Origin of the sequence: Leucobacter albus (assembly GCF_039528015.1) — a bacterium.
Lineage (GTDB): Bacteria > Actinomycetota > Actinomycetes > Actinomycetales > Microbacteriaceae > Leucobacter > Leucobacter albus.
Map to the genome: position 1 here is coordinate 1 of NZ_BAAAKZ010000021.1, position 13,892 is coordinate 13,892.

The following is a 13,892-nucleotide window of genomic DNA, read 5'->3' on the forward strand; positions in this document are numbered from 1 at the left end:
TCTTGAGCTGCTGAGTGCGCGACAGGCCCAGGGCGGGGTTGGTCACCCATCCCGACTGCAACCCCATGAGCCACTCAACAAAAACTGCCGAGAGCCGCCGACCACCCTTCGGGCCCTCCTCGGTAGGGGCTGGCGCTGGCCTACCAAGCACGGCCTCCCAGCGAGCTATTGCGGCCGCGTATGGCCCCCACGATGACTCTGGCTTGGTGAACTCCATCCGCGTCATCAAATGCGTTGACTTCTCCGGCGGCCGCCCTGATGTGCGTGGCATCCCAAAGTCAGCATCGCCAGCCTTCGGAGTTGGCAGCAGCTCGTTCACGGTGACCTCGTTCAGGTTCTTCACCCCTGCGCCTGTGCGCTCGCGCATGGCCTGGACTTGCTCAGGTGTCTTGCCTTGTACGTGGTCGTGTGCCTGCGGCGTCGGCAATAGCGAAACCGTGGTGCGCAAGTCGTCGCCACCGTCGCCATGGGCGCCTACCCCGTTGGCTTCATTCGAACGCGGCGTAGGGAGGAGCGCGACTGCAGAACTCACCGTGAGGTCGCCTTTCGAGCCACGCTGGTTCGGCCCGCCCTTCTCCCCGTCAGATGCTCGAGGGGTCGGGATCAGCTTCCCGCCGAGTTGCGAGAACAAAGACCCTGAACCTGCCATGAGGGGCGCCGACATCGGAAGCTCGTACGCCACTCCATCGACAGTCATACCCGAGATCGGAAAGGTCTCCGAGTACACGTCCGAGCGCTGTGAGATTACGTCTACTTGATCCGTCTCCCACACATCCCTGGCACTGTTCCATCCAGCAATCCGGCGCATGTTTGTCCTCCTCGCTTGCTGCGGTGGCTGAGTACGCGCCGCGCACGTTTTCCCAGACCACGTATTTCGGTTTGAGTTGCGCGATCGCTTCGCGCATGTTGACCCACAGGTTGGATCTGGTGCCGTAGGTCATGCCTGCACGGCGACCGGCGGCGGAGAGGTCTTGGCAGGGTGAGCCGCCGTCGATGATGTCCACGGGTGGGACGGTCGACCAGTCAACCTTGGTGATGTCGCCCAGGTTCGGGACTCCGGGCCAGTGGTGCTCGAGGACTGTGCTGGGTGCATCTTCAAACTCGCAGTGCCACGCGACTTCCGCGTCAAAGACTTGCTCAACTGCGAGCGAGAGGCCACCGTAGCCAGAGAAGAGTGAACCGGCTTTGAGCTTCACGCTCGCCTCCTAACGTCGTGAGGGGCTAACCTCTCGGTCAGCCCCTCGGATATGGAAAGAGCCCCGACTACTTGTCAGGGCTCTTGATGATGTGTGTCGTCTTGACGGGCGGTTTTCGCCAGAGCGTCGGTAGTGCTTTCACGAGCGCGAGGACGGCCGCGACGAGGATGAGTGCGATGATTGCGAGCACTCCCCAGCCGAGGACGTTGAGGATGATTTCCCACGGGGTCATGAGTTGTCCTTTCAGAAAGGTTGTTCGTCGTCGAAGCCGCCCGGGTCGGGGAAGCTCTGCCCGCCGTTTTGCGGCTGGTTCCAGGCCGACTGTGACTGTGGCCCTGCCTGAGCGCCTGTGAAGCCGCCCTGGCCGCGTGTAGCGCCTCTGGTGACCGTTGCTGTGGCGAACCTCAGCGACGGCCCAACCTCTTCAACCTCAAGGTCGAGTGACGTGCGCTGCGCGCCCTGGTTGTCCGTGTACGAGCGTTGCGTGAGTCGGCCTTGCACGATGACGCGCATGCCCTTCGTGAGCGTGGCGGCGATGTTGTCGGCATACTCGCCGTACGCGCGGCAGCCAAGCCACAACGCCTCGCCGTCCTCCCAGTCGCCCGACTGCTTGTCGCGCACGCGCGGTGTCGACGCGATACGGAACGTCACCCACGACTTACCGCCCTGGGATACACGTGGTTCAGGATCCGCGACAAGATTGCCGACAACGGTCAAAATCGGTTCGCCACTCATATTGTTCTCCTTCGTTTGAGGCCGCGAGCATGGCGCTCTTGCTTTCGGCGTGCGGCCAGTGTCTTGTTTTGATTGCGCCGGCATTCGACGCAGCGTGTTTCGTTGTAGCCGTCAGGCCGCAGGTACTTGACGGTGGTTAGTGGGGTGAGTTCGTGGCCGTGTTTGCACTTTGCTTGACCTGCTCGCGGCGCGAACATCCTGCCTTTCGCTGCCGCATCCAGCATGTTCTCCTGATGAGTGGATTCCCTCAGGTGGTTCGGGCGCAGGCAGGGCGGGTTGTCACAGTGGTGCATCACGTCGCCCTCGAGCGTGCGCCCCAGTTGGAGCATCAGCGAGACACGGTGCACTAGGCGGGTGCCGAACATGTCTCTATTCAGAACGCCGTATCCGCCAGCGTTGCGAGTACCAGACCATTCCCAGCACGGCCCCAAGTCAGGCCGATACTTGGGCAGATCGCCCAGCACGAGCTCTCCCGCGAACGTTCCGCGGAAGACGTTTGGAACCTTGGTGGCTGCGGCCCTCCACCTCTTGTAGTGCATCAAACACATCCCGCGGCCTTTGGGTTCTCGATTACATCCGAGCACGGCGCATTCGTCCATCACGCCTCGCTCCTTTCTTTCGTGTTGTGTGTCGCGCCCACGCAAAGCAGGCGCCAAGGTTGGCGAGCGCTACGACCGCGATGGTCAGGGGTAGCGGGAGTGGGATGGGTGCGCCGGCGGAATGCGCGATGACCAGCGCAACCACGGCGATAAACCCGGCCCCGGAAACGATGAAGGCCACGATCGCTGCTGCTTTCGTGGCCTCACGCTCGAACGGGGTGGTGTGGTCATTCACTGGGCGCCTCCGGGAAGATGCGGCGGGCGCTGACGATGCCCTCGTCTTTGGTTGAGATCAGGTCACCATCATGTGTCCCGAAGGTAAACTCCGGAGTGACTTGAACCGCGAATTCGTCAGGATGGCCTCCTGCTGTGATGGCCCACACCTCCCCTGGTTTCGCGTCGTGCCACTCGGGTTTCGGCTCCGGGTGAGCAGCGAAGAACGCGCGTGCTGCTTCTCGGAACGGGCCTCCATGGCACTGTGGAAGGTCCGACCCGAACTCCTGGCGCGAGCCTGTAGCCTCATCCACGACTACGCACTCGCGGTATGCCGCGTCGGTGTGTGCGGCTACCTCGAGCGGGTAGACCACGAGGTCAGTGCCTTCGGGACAGCGCCAGCGTCCGAGTTCCTTGTCGCGCTCATGCTGGAAGAACTCACGCAGAGCCACGACTTCCATGCTGGTCAGTGGCATGCCGCCAACCCTGAACAGGCCTTCTTCAGATTCCACCGAGATCTGTTTGCCGTTGCTGGCTGTGAATGTGTCACTCATGTTTCTTCTCCTGCTTCCATGACGAGTACCCGCACCCCGGGAGGGTTCGAGTCGCTCGCATACCGTTTGTGAATGAACTGCGAGACGATCCGGGAATCGTCCGCCAGCAGTCCGCCGTCCGTCATGCCGTCCCCGAGAGCCCGCATGAGCTTGTCGAGGTCAGGTTTCACGCCAGGCAGACTGAACTTCGGCCGCTTGGGTCGCGGCATGTAGAACACCGCCGCGACAAACACGGGGCCGGTGAACGTGTGCCCAATGTCAGAGGCCGCAGCAACCTTTCGCCGCCACGGCTTCAACACGTCTTTGTTGTCGTCCACGAGCACTGCACGTTTCCCGACAACGAACCCTTTCTTGGAGCCTTGCGGGACGGGCACACCGTCCACACGAAACGTCACTGACGTCATGGTTTCTCCAAGCATTCCCGGCAAATAACGAACCCGACCCGGAAGATCTGAATCATCTTGAACCGGGCCGGGTCTGTCCCCTGCTTCTTGCAGTCCTGGCATTCGTAGTACCGCTGCTCTGGGGGTGTTTTGGCGAGCTCGTCGCCGGTCATGACTGTGGTGGTCATGCGCTCTTCCTCGCTTTCGTCTTCGGCGCCGCCGCAGCACGACGGTTCATCAGGCCGCGCAGTTCCGTGTTGCGGTCAAGCAGGGCGCGTTTCTCCGCGAACAAGGACGCGTTGGCAGTCTCGAGCGTTTCGTTCTGGGCAGTCAGCGCACCAAGCCGCAAATGCAGCCGGTCGTTGTCTGCCTCCTGCGCCGCCACATACCCGGCGAGGGTGAGCACGAGCACCGGGTAGTCGGCCGGTGGGCACGAGCTCACCAGCTGTACGTTGTTCGCGGTGTCGCCGGCGTTCACGGAGTCGATGATTCGTGACGCGAGTTCTTCCGCTGCTAGTTCTCGTTCGCTGAGGGTCACGGGATCCTCCTGACGTCGAGTTGCAGCGGCGACACGTTCGGGCCGTCCTCGAGCGCCGGCCGGGACGCGTTCTCGCCTGCCCGATAATCGGCAAGCCTGCGAGCAGCATCAGCCGGCAGCGGGTCACGTGCTCGATGGTCTGCCGATACAAGCCCGAGGCGTTTCGCAACGCGCACGTCAGCGGCGATCTGCGCGGGCAGCATCCGTTTCTCGTCCTTCCACAGCTCGATCAACGCGAACGGCGTCAGAGACTCCCCCGCGATGCCGTAGAACCGGATCACGAGCGGCTGCGCCTCCGCGAACGTCATGCCCGGTGCTTCCTGAGCGAATACGGCCGCCCAGGCCACGACTTTCTCTCGAGTCATCTTGTCCGCGGTCGAGTACCGGTCGAGCTCGACAGACAGGCTGAGCAGATCAGCAACTTCACTCGGCGTCATAGTCCTTCCTTTCTGAATTCGTCAGCGATAGCGCGGGCACGATCGCCCGCCGTTGGTTTCGGCCCGCCCTGACGGACAGCCATGCCTCCGCGCTCCTCGAACTTGCGGCGCATCCAATTACGCCAAGTCGCAGACCAATCGAGCTTCACGCCTTTCGCGCCAGCAACCGAGATCCAGTAGTCAACGAACGACCGGTGTTCGGTCTGAGTGTCGAGGCCGGGACATTGTTCAGCGATCGCAGCAATGTCTTCCCTGGATGGCATCCATTGGGGATCGATGCGTGACCCTCGCGCTGTGCGCGTAGAGGTAGCTTTAGCTACCTCTCTATCTGTCTCTGTCTCTGTCTCTGCTTTTGTTTGGGCACCCGAGTCGCCACCCGAGCCGGTAACCGACTGGGTTTCCTTTGGCTTCTTCGGGCGACCACCTTTCGCGCCGTTTGCCCGGTTTCTCGCAGTCCTGGCATCGATTTCGGCTCGAGTCTCCTGCATGTCAGCAAAACCATGCAGTTCATACGAGCCATCCTCCCGACGCAGCAGCGATGGCGCGTTCGCGTCGTTGCTCTGCAACTCGGCAAGCACGTCGGTATCCCACTGAGAACCGAGTCGGTTAGCGACTGGCCCCGACAACACGCCATCCGTCATGTACTTCCGCGAATACAGCATCATCGTGACGTGCGCCCTAAACGCCGCATCCGACAGCCCAATAATCTTCGGGTGGTCTGCATAGTCAAGATCAAGCCTGATGAACAGGCGAGTGTCCTTCTCACGCGCCAACGTCTTCCTCCTTCCTTTCGATTGATGCGAGCATCCCCGCCTCGATCAGCGACCCCCAATGCCCGTACCAGACCGCCTGATAACGGAGAGCGTGCAAACAGATCTCGACTTGGTTGTCCCGGCCTTCCGCAGCGCTCATCGCAACCTCTCGCACGAGTTCACGGGAACGATGCGTGCACGCCAGGATGCGGGCGTAACGTTGCTGTCTATCCGTCAGGTGCACGGTGTTCCTCCCCTTCGTCCGCGTCGGCGCCCCACAGATCGAACTGTGTCGCCGCCGCTGGCCTGATCTTCTCCTCGAAGCCAGCGACAAACTCCTTCTTGATTTCGAACCCGTATGCGCGCCGCCCGAGGTTCTGTGCTGCAAGCAGTGTCACGCCGCTACCTGCGCAAGGGTCGACCACGACTTCGCCTGGATCGGTGAAAAGTTCAATTAGCGTCTCGAGCAGCTTGACCGGCTTCTGTGTCGGGTGCACTTTCGGCGTGGTGGTGTCGCGCGGCCAGTCGATGATGTTGAACACCATGCGGCCACGGTTGTTGAACTTCGGGAGCTTCCCGCGATACAGCAGCACCCCATATTCGGCGTTACCCACAACCCGCATGTTGGCTTTGAGGACCTGGGGTGAGAAGTTCTTCCGAAAGACGAGGTTGATGTAGTTCGCGAAGCCATATTTCTTCGCTTCCTCAATCAGCTCCATCTGCTGGTCGAACGCACAAAACACGATCATGCATCCGGCCTGCCCCTTCTCCTTGGGTTCCTTCTTCAGCATCCGAGACGTGAAGTGCATGAACTCAGAGATTCGGAAGTCCTTGTCTGTATCGAAGAACTGCTTCCCGGCAACGTCGGACTCTCCGTTCGCTCGATCGCCGTCGACGTACCATTGCGGGTTACTGCCGTACGCGTCAGTCCCGATGTTGTAGGGAATGTCAGCGATGATCAGCTGAGCGGGCGGGATGTTGTGCCGCTTGTGGTTCTGAAAGTGGTCGTTATGAAGTTGCACGGTGTTCCTCCTTCCCGCCGTTGTCGTCAAACACCCATGCGACTCCGCGCAGGTCAACAAAGATCAGCTCTGACTCTGGCCGTTTCTCGTACTGAGAGATCAGCCAGCCCTCATTGCCGTGTCCGGCGTGTGCTCGACCGTGGCACCATTCGCCGTTGTCGTGGTTCCCGTACCCGCACAGTGCGATGAGGTTGGCGAGGTTGTGGAGCCCTCCACGACGGAGCGGGCGACGATGATGGATGTCATTCGCCGCCCGCCCACAGTTCGCTTCGCACATGCCTTGTGATCGTTCCCGGATTTTCTCGGGGTGATGCTTTGGCATCCGTCCGGTTCGTTTGTTACTCACGGAGCCCCAACGCCTCACGGATCTCGTCACCGGGGTCGAAGTTCGCTCGCAGCCGCAACTCGTCAGTCTTGAGCACATTGCTGATGCGCAGCTGCTCAGCGATCGCGAGCATCGCGTGAAGTTGGGCAGACGCGATCATGTCGCGACGCTCCTCGGGGCGGCGGAGTGGCGCATCGCGGTCAGACCCGCGACGCAACCAGGCCTTACCGTTCAAGCGGCGCGCCCTTGCGACATAGTCGATTTGTTCACTCACTGGGTTCTCCTTCCGAGGGAAGTTCGATTTGATGCCCGGTCTCGTCGCGGTACGCGGCGACCGTGTACGGGATTGCCCAAGACCGGACGGTCACTGCCCCAAATTCGTCTGTGTGAGCTTTCGCCCAGCGCTGGTATTCCGCGTTCTTGATGTTCGCCAGCTCGACCGCTTCGAGCCACGTCCTACACGGGTGGATGTCGTCTGGGCCTTGATGCCAGACCAGGAACTCACTCACTGGGTTCTCCCTCCGTCATTGCGTATCGAAATCGCGCGATCGCGTCACCCGAGACGGGTACAGCGTGCTCGCGTCCGAGGTAGTCGTGCTCGATGATTTCGTCCGTCGAGTCGTGGGCGTGGTCGAACACACGCAGCTCGCCCACGAAGAACTCGTGCGCTGGCCCGATCGGTACGGGGCACACGTCGGGGAACACGTCAGTCTGCATCGGGTTCTCCTTCCGTCAGGGCGGCACGCACGGCGTCTGCGAGCCTTCGGTGCGCGAATGCTGCCGCGGCAGACTTCGAATGCTGGCTCACGCCTGATTTGCCGCCGTCGTCCAGCGCTGTGAGCACAGCTTCGACTCGGGCGATACGGGACAGAGCGGCACGATGCGCGGCCACCAGCCCGAGCACGGTATCTGCGTGCTCGTTGTCGCTCATGTTGCTCCATGCCAGCTTGTCTTCAAACATGTCCGGGTAGAGAACACCGAGCCCTCCTACACCCCTCCCGATTTCCAGCATCTGGGCGTGGGCTGCAGCCTGCTTTTCGGCTGCGGCCTGCAGCGCGTCAAGCTGCTCACTCGTGAACATCAGCTTGCCTCCATAATCGGACGTTTCAAACAGATACACGCGACAGACACATTCGGTCGCGGCGAAATCCACCCAGTACCCGAGCACGCGTCACAGGCAGGGTGCGGTATGTAGACGGCACTCACTCAGCCACCACTTCCGCGTCTTCGACATCGTGCTGAATGGCGAGGTCTTCAACACCGTCGACCTTCTTCACGGACGCCTGATCCGCCGACGCAGCCAGCGCGAGGGTCTGAGCTTCGACCTGCTTTGGGAGCATCTTCTGAAGCATCCTCAGCCCGGTCTTCTTGAACATCTCGCCCTCGTCCGACTTCCATGGTGTTTTCTCCCAGAAGCGCGGCCGGTGCCGTTCACGCATCGTCTCAGCGTCGAGGTAGACATACTGTGATTCGTCGTACCCCTTGACCTTCACGTATGCGACCACGCCGACAACGGCACCGCGATCGGTGCGTGCTTTCTTGAAGTCGTAGAACTCGCCGCGCTCACTGTTCGCGCCCTCGTCAAAGTAGTCGGCCTCGTGCACGAGAAAGGCCCCTACTTTCGAGTAGAGGCCTGTGTTCATGATGAGCTGGATGTACCCGCCGTACCCGATGATTGGGAGAACTTCCCACACGTCACCGCGTTTGCGCGGCGTGAGGTGGAACTGCGCGAGCGGCCCACCAACGGGGAGCTTCAACTGGGCCGCGAGGAACAGCGCCCCGAACAGTGTCCGGGTGTCGCACTCCCGCAGCTTCGGCGTCTGCTTGATCGCGGTAAGCGCGTCCTGCGAGAACTTCGCCGCGTCCATCGTCTTGCCAAGCGCCCGCTGAAATTCAGGCTCATACTTCGTGAGGTAGTCCTCGATGGTCGGGTTCTTCTTCACCGCTACAGCGGCCTGAGTGAGTTCGCTCAATTGAATTCCCCCTTCAGCGCCGCGTCGCGCTTCGATGCGTGCTCCTCGGCCTGACGCGTGTAGTAACTCGTGACTTTCGCTCGCGCCTCTTCGATGAGAGCGCGCCAGTTGCCCTCAAGGTCTTCAATGAACTCGTCAACAAGAACCTGCAGGTGCTCACGTTCGTCAACGACCGAACCGCCATCAACATGTATGGACCCAAGGCCAGAGCTCAACCGACTATTGGCCTCGTCATACGCCTCAATGGCTACACGTCCACCACTACCAAACACGTTGCTCCACGTAACCACTTGGAGCCTGGCAGGCGGCACCTCCGGGTCGAACTTGGCGAGCGAGAACATATTCCCGCAGATCTCAGTTGGCCAATCCTTGTAACTCATCTATTTCTTCACCTTTCTCAGTACGTTCCGGCCTGCACCGGTTTTCACGAGCTCGTCGTACAGCTCGGGATGGAGGTTTTCTACGTCAGTGACGGACACTGACCGTCGCCCCTTGACGGGCTTGATCTCGTAGTACGGCTCCCCCATGTGCGTGATGTTTTGGGCGGGGCCGGCATAGTTCAAGACCGCGACCTGCGTCTCGTCAGCCTCTGCCCGCAGCACCTTCGCTTCCTTCTCGAGCGCGAGTGCGTCAGACAGCAGAACGTCGCGGCGGTCGAGTGCCTCCACAAGCAGGTCTGTGAGTTCCACGTCAAGGTCTGGGTCTGGCGTGTGGAGCGAAGCGTGCTCCGCCGTCGTTGTTGCAGGCGGCGGCACGTCCTTCAGCACGTACTCATGCCAGAACTCGCGCGTCGCCGGGATGAGGTGGTTCTCAATGAACTCGTCGTCACGCTCAACGCGATACATGCGGATCCGCATATCGCCACCGAACACGGCACTGAAACCGAACGGACGGTCGTACACGAACAACTCCGTCTGCAACTGCGCCTGCACCAGGATCGGTGTCCCCGACTCCCAGTCCTTCACGCCGTAGAAGTGCGCCGTCTTCATCTGCACGGGCACGTCCAGCCCGTCGACGGTGACGCGACGGTCAAGAGACGCGTGCAACCACGGATACTCGCGCGACCTGATCATCTGCGCCGGCAGGACTGGCGCAAGCTCGGGACGAAACTTCTCGATGAACTCGTGAATGAGTTTCTCCGCAGCGTGTCCAATGAACGCACGCTCGGGATCGAAAGGCGTATCGACGCCCTTCTTCGACAGGTACACGTCGTACGGTGTCGCGTAAGGGGAGAACCCCATCACTGCGGCGACCTCTGACGCGCCAATACTCTTGCGCCGCTCCTCAGCCCACTCGGGACTGTCCGAGACGACGTCAACAACGTCGAACCGTGGCTCAGTCATTGAATGCACGCTCCTCTCGCATCCGGTCAACGTCTTGGTCGATGTCGGCAGGCCACCAATGCTCATGGTCGGACACGGGTAGTTCGTCGCTGATGTCGCGTTCCAGGTACGGGACAACCTGCGACGGCCGGTCGATGTTTGCCCACCCGCACACGCATTCCGGGTTGTGCCCGTACGGGTTGCGTGAGTGGACGCACTTGGTGACGTGGCTGGCAGGCTGGGCTCCGTAAATGTTGTCGCCCATCGTGCCGCCAATGCGGTGTTCGCTCATCGTGTTACTCCTATGTAGTTGGCGAGTTTGTTGAGGTTGTGTCGTGCACGCCGCTGCCCGTCCTCGAGCAGCAGGTACACGATGATTCCGAGGCCGCCGGGGAGGGCGACATACCAGGGCAGGAAGTCATACAAGGGGCACCCCCAGCCCGTCAGCTACCGCCCCGAGGATGACCCGCTGCGACAGCGAGTCCAGGTCGCTCACGACCGCGAGGACGTGTTCAGCGACCGCCTCGTCACCTTCGCTGCGTGCGATCTTCGCGAGCAGTTCGATGACCGTCTTCAGTTCCAAGTCCATGTGTGCACTCCGTTCATTTGTTCGTGTTGGTCTTCTCGGCGGGTGTTGATCCCGCGCACGGCCGTATGGTTGCTGGCGTCCATGTGCGCCCCACGTCTCTGTCGGTGGGGTGGTGGCCGTGACACGCTGGTGTCGAGAAGTGGCGTGGGTAGTGCCGGTCAGGGTCGTTCCATCCCTGACCGGCTTGTTTAGCCGTGCCCCGTACGGGGTGTGACCGTCCGCCTCCTACCCAGGGGCGCGCCAACCGCATGCTGTTGGACTTCCGTGGCGGGCGAGGGTTCGAACCTCGCGTGTGACCGGGTAGCCCAGACATCACACGGCACCAAGCACCGCCTGGCGCGGCAGAGTCACCTCACCTCCGCACCATGATTTGCCGGCGGGACATACCGCCGGACTTTCTCACCACCACAACTCCCGAAGCGCACCCACCACGATGCGAACCAACGTCGACTAAGACGGGAACTGGTGATCTGTTGAACGCTCCGACGCTCCGTAACTGGCAACCCTTGGTGGGGATCAGATTCCGCGCGACCCCTAGCAGTAGGGGCGAAGCTATGTAGATGTGAGCCGTTAGGCCGTGCCCGTGACCGATCTGCGAGCGCATCACGGGCTGATTTTGGGTATGCAGCAGCTCACGTACCGTCGAAACGGCACGACAGCTACGGGTTAGCTAGAGTCGGAATATGGAATGGTATGGATGGACTGCTTGGGGCGTCTCGATCGCTGCGAGCGGGTACAGTGCGTGGCGCTGGTGGAAGGAAGACCGGCGCAAGAAGGCGGTTGAACCCCTCTGGGAGATCAGGCATTTCCAGAGGGACGCATACGTCCTCGCAACGAAACTTCCGTACACTGCAACCAATGTGACCCTCAGCGCCAATACCAGGTTCCCGCTTGCCATCGAGGACGAAACGTTCCCGCCGAGGACGGAGAAGAAGTTCATGCCACAACTCCACATGGGGTTCCCGGCTGGCAGCGAGTTCACGGTCACTTGGCGCCGCCCTCGAGCGAAGAAGACTCAGACCGAAGTGCTGCTGCTTCCTCCGAAGCCACGGCAGTGACCTCGAGTGCAGGGACGAGAAGGGTAACCGTCACTGTCGTCACGGCATCATCTGCAAACCTGACGTCGATAGGTGTACCGCTGGCAACCGGCAGGATGCGGCCACCGATGCGCACCGCAACGGGTAGCCGCGGGAACGCCTCATCCAGGTAGACAACGTCGCCGCTCATGCCGACACCGCCTCATACCCGAGCGCGATGTCACGCTGCCGTGCAAGCTCCTCGACTTCGGCTTGTTTCTTCGCGATCCGCGCATCGAACCGTTCAGCCTTACGCCGAAGATTCGCAGCTTCGAGCGATTCCCAACCCGGCGTGCATTCCAACACCTCAGCTTTGCCACCCCAGTAACGGATCAGGTCACGCCGTGCGACCGCGGCTGAGCGGGACTTGTAGAGGCGCCCAGCAGCGGGCAGGAAGAAGGCGCGCTGCTCGCCGTACAAGCGCTTGCACCGTTCCACCCATTCGTCCGGGTGCGGGCACATTATCGGTCGCCTGAGCTTGAGCACGTGTCCACTCTCGGTAGTTGTCGTGTAGTAGTCATCGTCGGTGTAGGCATCCACGACGGTGTACAGGCGGGTGGCGGTCATGCTGCGAGCTCCTTGCTCTTCGTGCGGGTGGCTTCGAAGCCACGCTTCGTGAGGTAGTCGACAAGATCGAGTTCGGGCTGGCCGGGGCGTACGCGGGTCTGCTCGAACCGGTACCCCGTTTTCTTACTCACACCAGAGTCGAGGTAGAAGAACTGCTTGCCGGCGTAGGACGGGTGCCCGTGCTGCGAGCCGTCGCGCACTGTCCCGTCGTCACGCTCGGTGCCCTTGCCGCGCTGATCGAGCAGCAGGCCACGGGCGTAGAGTTCTTCGAAGAAGGCGCGCTCCCCGAGGTTCGCGAAGTATGCCTTGTGGAATTCGCGCGGCGACAGGCCGTCGTTCGATTCGATCGCGGCCCGGAACTGCTCTCCCTCGGCGGCGCGAGCTTCTGCAGCTACGCGCGCATCCTCAGCTTCGAGCACCATCAGAGCGAGCGCGCGACGATCAAGCTCCACAGGGGCCGTGGCGGGCTTCGTGAGCCACTCGTGGATCCGCTGCGTCAGCTCCACTTGGTAGCGCTCCACCATCTGGCGTGCGTGCGGGTCAGCGATACGAGACGAGGTGATGTTCGCGAGCCACATGCCGACGATCTTCACGTCGATCAGGTAGCGGTTGCGGGCCTGAACATCGCCCGGGAGCTGGACATGCGTTACGCATGTCTTGCCCTGCGCCCAGACCTGGCGGGCGAGTGACTGCTGTTGGCCTTGGACGTCGAGCCCCATGTGGGAGCAGAGCTGTCCGAGGAGCACATACTGCTCGCCGCCCTGCTGTACGAGCGTGATCTGCTGCCCGTAGAAGTCGAAACTCTCGATCGCAGTCACTTTGCGTCCTCCCAGTAGAAGCGGTTGTGGTTTCCGTGGTGGGCGTTCAGCTCTGCCGCGACAGACTGTGCAGCACTTGAGTTGGTGCACGAAACGGCCTTGTTGGCTTCTCGGTCATAGACGAGCTCGCCCAAGACAACAAACCTGGGTGCGGAAGATGCAGGAGACACACCCTCCACACCAGGGGCAGCATCACTGCTGCCGCCCTCCTGTACGGTCATGGCAGGAGCATCAGAGGTAGCCGCCTCCGACTCCGCTACGACAGGAGAAGAAACATGGCCGTTCGCATCCACTACGGCGGTAACACCTACATTGAGGCGAAGTACGACCTCGACGACACCATCAGCCGCATCAGCGAAGCTCTTGGATCCGAGAAGCGCATGGGGATTCTCAGAGTCACAACGGCAAAAGGGACCGTTGACCTCGTGATCAGCCCGCATATCCCCATCGCCGTCGAAAATCACGACCCGTCCGCGATCAAGCCGACCGCTTAGGGAATCTCTTAGCGAACCGGTGCGGGTGTCGTTTGCGCTGTTGCTTCGGCACCCGCTCAGGGATTCCTTGCGGGCAACTCCGGCAGCTTCGACGGCCTCAAGAGCTTCCTCTGCGGCCGCTTTAGCCGCTTCTGCGAGAGCCCGAGCTGCACGATCTTCAGCAGGCTTTGCGACATACTTCGAATGCACGCCACTCACACCGATCACGTGCAAGCGCTGTGAAATCAAGCCTGCGGACTCGAGCACCCGAACGGTCTCGTCCTCTGCAATCTTCCGCATTTCCTCAAGCAATGCGTTAC

Annotated in this window: 24 protein-coding genes and 1 pseudogene; 1 reads left to right on the forward strand and 24 read right to left on the reverse strand. The window is 61.4% G+C overall.

The window, feature by feature from the left end; genetic code table 11:
- From ABD115_RS16440 to ABD115_RS16540, 21 genes and pseudogenes are all read right to left on the reverse strand, one after another.
- Nucleotides 1–367: pseudogene (locus ABD115_RS16440) on the reverse strand (hypothetical protein); the annotation flags it as partial.
- Nucleotides 368–581: 214 nt separating this feature from the next.
- The gene (locus ABD115_RS16445; protein ID WP_343962877.1) at nt 582–1,196 is read right to left on the reverse strand and encodes a DNA cytosine methyltransferase; all 615 of its coding nucleotides are present in this window, start codon (nt 1,194–1,196) and stop codon (nt 582–584) included.
- 67 nt (nt 1,197–1,263) lie between these two features.
- Nucleotides 1,264–1,428: a hypothetical protein gene (locus ABD115_RS16450; RefSeq protein ID WP_343962879.1), complete on the reverse strand. Its 165-nt coding sequence runs from the start codon at nt 1,426–1,428 to the stop codon at nt 1,264–1,266.
- Nucleotides 1,429–1,439: 11 nt separating this feature from the next.
- The gene (gene ssb, locus ABD115_RS16455) at nt 1,440–1,931 is read right to left on the reverse strand and encodes a single-stranded DNA-binding protein (RefSeq protein WP_343962881.1); all 492 of its coding nucleotides are present in this window, start codon (nt 1,929–1,931) and stop codon (nt 1,440–1,442) included.
- Nucleotides 1,928–2,530, reverse strand: coding sequence for an HNH endonuclease (locus ABD115_RS16460; protein WP_343962922.1), 603 nt, complete (start codon nt 2,528–2,530; stop codon nt 1,928–1,930). Before ABD115_RS16460 ends, ssb begins: the two co-directional genes overlap by 4 nt.
- 227 nt (nt 2,531–2,757) lie before the next feature.
- Nucleotides 2,758–3,297: a hypothetical protein gene (locus tag ABD115_RS16465; protein ID WP_343962884.1), complete on the reverse strand. Its 540-nt coding sequence runs from the start codon at nt 3,295–3,297 to the stop codon at nt 2,758–2,760.
- The gene (locus ABD115_RS16470) at nt 3,294–3,692 is read right to left on the reverse strand and encodes a RusA family crossover junction endodeoxyribonuclease (protein ID WP_343962886.1); all 399 of its coding nucleotides are present in this window, start codon (nt 3,690–3,692) and stop codon (nt 3,294–3,296) included. Before ABD115_RS16470 ends, ABD115_RS16465 begins: the two co-directional genes overlap by 4 nt.
- 5 nt (nt 3,693–3,697) lie before the next feature.
- Complete coding sequence (locus ABD115_RS16475) at nt 3,698–3,868, reverse strand: hypothetical protein (protein WP_343962888.1); 171 nt, start codon at nt 3,866–3,868, stop codon at nt 3,698–3,700.
- The gene (locus tag ABD115_RS16480; protein ID WP_343962890.1) at nt 3,865–4,218 is read right to left on the reverse strand and encodes a hypothetical protein; all 354 of its coding nucleotides are present in this window, start codon (nt 4,216–4,218) and stop codon (nt 3,865–3,867) included. Before ABD115_RS16480 ends, ABD115_RS16475 begins: the two co-directional genes overlap by 4 nt.
- A complete protein-coding gene (locus tag ABD115_RS16485; RefSeq protein WP_343962892.1) occupies nt 4,215–4,655 on the reverse strand; it encodes a hypothetical protein in 441 nt (146 codons plus the stop codon). Before ABD115_RS16485 ends, ABD115_RS16480 begins: the two co-directional genes overlap by 4 nt.
- Nucleotides 4,652–5,428, reverse strand: a complete 777-nt coding sequence (locus ABD115_RS16490; RefSeq protein ID WP_343962894.1) for a hypothetical protein — start codon at nt 5,426–5,428, stop codon at nt 4,652–4,654. The genes ABD115_RS16485 and ABD115_RS16490 overlap by 4 nt, the downstream gene beginning before the upstream one ends.
- A gap of 206 nt (nt 5,429–5,634) precedes the next feature.
- Nucleotides 5,635–6,429, reverse strand: coding sequence for a DNA-methyltransferase (locus ABD115_RS16495; protein ID WP_343962895.1), 795 nt, complete (start codon nt 6,427–6,429; stop codon nt 5,635–5,637).
- Between the two features lie 338 nt (nt 6,430–6,767).
- Nucleotides 6,768–7,028 (reverse strand): hypothetical protein, encoded by a 261-nt coding sequence (locus ABD115_RS16500; RefSeq protein ID WP_343962898.1) that lies wholly within the window; start codon nt 7,026–7,028, stop codon nt 6,768–6,770.
- Complete coding sequence (locus tag ABD115_RS16505) at nt 7,021–7,263, reverse strand: hypothetical protein (RefSeq protein WP_343962900.1); 243 nt, start codon at nt 7,261–7,263, stop codon at nt 7,021–7,023. The genes ABD115_RS16500 and ABD115_RS16505 overlap by 8 nt, the downstream gene beginning before the upstream one ends.
- The gene (locus tag ABD115_RS16510; RefSeq protein WP_343962902.1) at nt 7,256–7,471 is read right to left on the reverse strand and encodes a hypothetical protein; all 216 of its coding nucleotides are present in this window, start codon (nt 7,469–7,471) and stop codon (nt 7,256–7,258) included. Before ABD115_RS16510 ends, ABD115_RS16505 begins: the two co-directional genes overlap by 8 nt.
- Nucleotides 7,461–7,874 (reverse strand): hypothetical protein, encoded by a 414-nt coding sequence (locus tag ABD115_RS16515; RefSeq protein ID WP_343962904.1) that lies wholly within the window; start codon nt 7,872–7,874, stop codon nt 7,461–7,463. Before ABD115_RS16515 ends, ABD115_RS16510 begins: the two co-directional genes overlap by 11 nt.
- A gap of 82 nt (nt 7,875–7,956) precedes the next feature.
- Nucleotides 7,957–8,727 carry a recombinase RecT gene (locus tag ABD115_RS16520; protein ID WP_343962906.1) on the reverse strand — a complete coding sequence of 257 codons (771 nt, stop codon included), beginning with the start codon at nt 8,725–8,727 and terminating at the stop codon, nt 7,957–7,959.
- The gene (locus tag ABD115_RS16525) at nt 8,724–9,107 is read right to left on the reverse strand and encodes a hypothetical protein (protein ID WP_343962908.1); all 384 of its coding nucleotides are present in this window, start codon (nt 9,105–9,107) and stop codon (nt 8,724–8,726) included. The genes ABD115_RS16520 and ABD115_RS16525 overlap by 4 nt, the downstream gene beginning before the upstream one ends.
- Nucleotides 9,108–10,070 (reverse strand): lambda-exonuclease family protein, encoded by a 963-nt coding sequence (locus ABD115_RS16530; RefSeq protein WP_343962910.1) that lies wholly within the window; start codon nt 10,068–10,070, stop codon nt 9,108–9,110.
- Nucleotides 10,063–10,341: a hypothetical protein gene (locus ABD115_RS16535; protein WP_343962912.1), complete on the reverse strand. Its 279-nt coding sequence runs from the start codon at nt 10,339–10,341 to the stop codon at nt 10,063–10,065. Before ABD115_RS16535 ends, ABD115_RS16530 begins: the two co-directional genes overlap by 8 nt.
- Nucleotides 10,342–10,467: 126 nt before the next feature.
- Nucleotides 10,468–10,638 (reverse strand): hypothetical protein, encoded by a 171-nt coding sequence (locus ABD115_RS16540; RefSeq protein ID WP_343962914.1) that lies wholly within the window; start codon nt 10,636–10,638, stop codon nt 10,468–10,470.
- 683 nt (nt 10,639–11,321) lie between these two features.
- Between ABD115_RS16540 and ABD115_RS16545 the strand changes: the two genes are divergently transcribed.
- Complete coding sequence (locus ABD115_RS16545) at nt 11,322–11,696, forward strand: hypothetical protein (RefSeq protein WP_343962916.1); 375 nt, start codon at nt 11,322–11,324, stop codon at nt 11,694–11,696.
- A 165-nt stretch (nt 11,697–11,861) separates the two neighbouring features.
- Here the strand turns inward: ABD115_RS16545 and ABD115_RS16550 are convergent, their stop codons facing one another.
- The 3 genes from ABD115_RS16550 to ABD115_RS16560 all read right to left on the reverse strand — a co-directional run.
- A complete protein-coding gene (locus tag ABD115_RS16550; RefSeq protein WP_343962918.1) occupies nt 11,862–12,281 on the reverse strand; it encodes a hypothetical protein in 420 nt (139 codons plus the stop codon).
- On the reverse strand, nt 12,278–13,099 hold the full coding sequence (locus ABD115_RS16555) for a phage antirepressor N-terminal domain-containing protein (RefSeq protein WP_343962920.1): 822 nt from the start codon (nt 13,097–13,099) through the stop codon (nt 12,278–12,280). The genes ABD115_RS16550 and ABD115_RS16555 overlap by 4 nt, the downstream gene beginning before the upstream one ends.
- The coding region (locus ABD115_RS16560; RefSeq protein ID WP_343962921.1) for a hypothetical protein at nt 13,096–13,892 on the reverse strand (797 nt) is incomplete at its 5' end. The genes ABD115_RS16560 and ABD115_RS16555, both read right to left, overlap by 4 nt.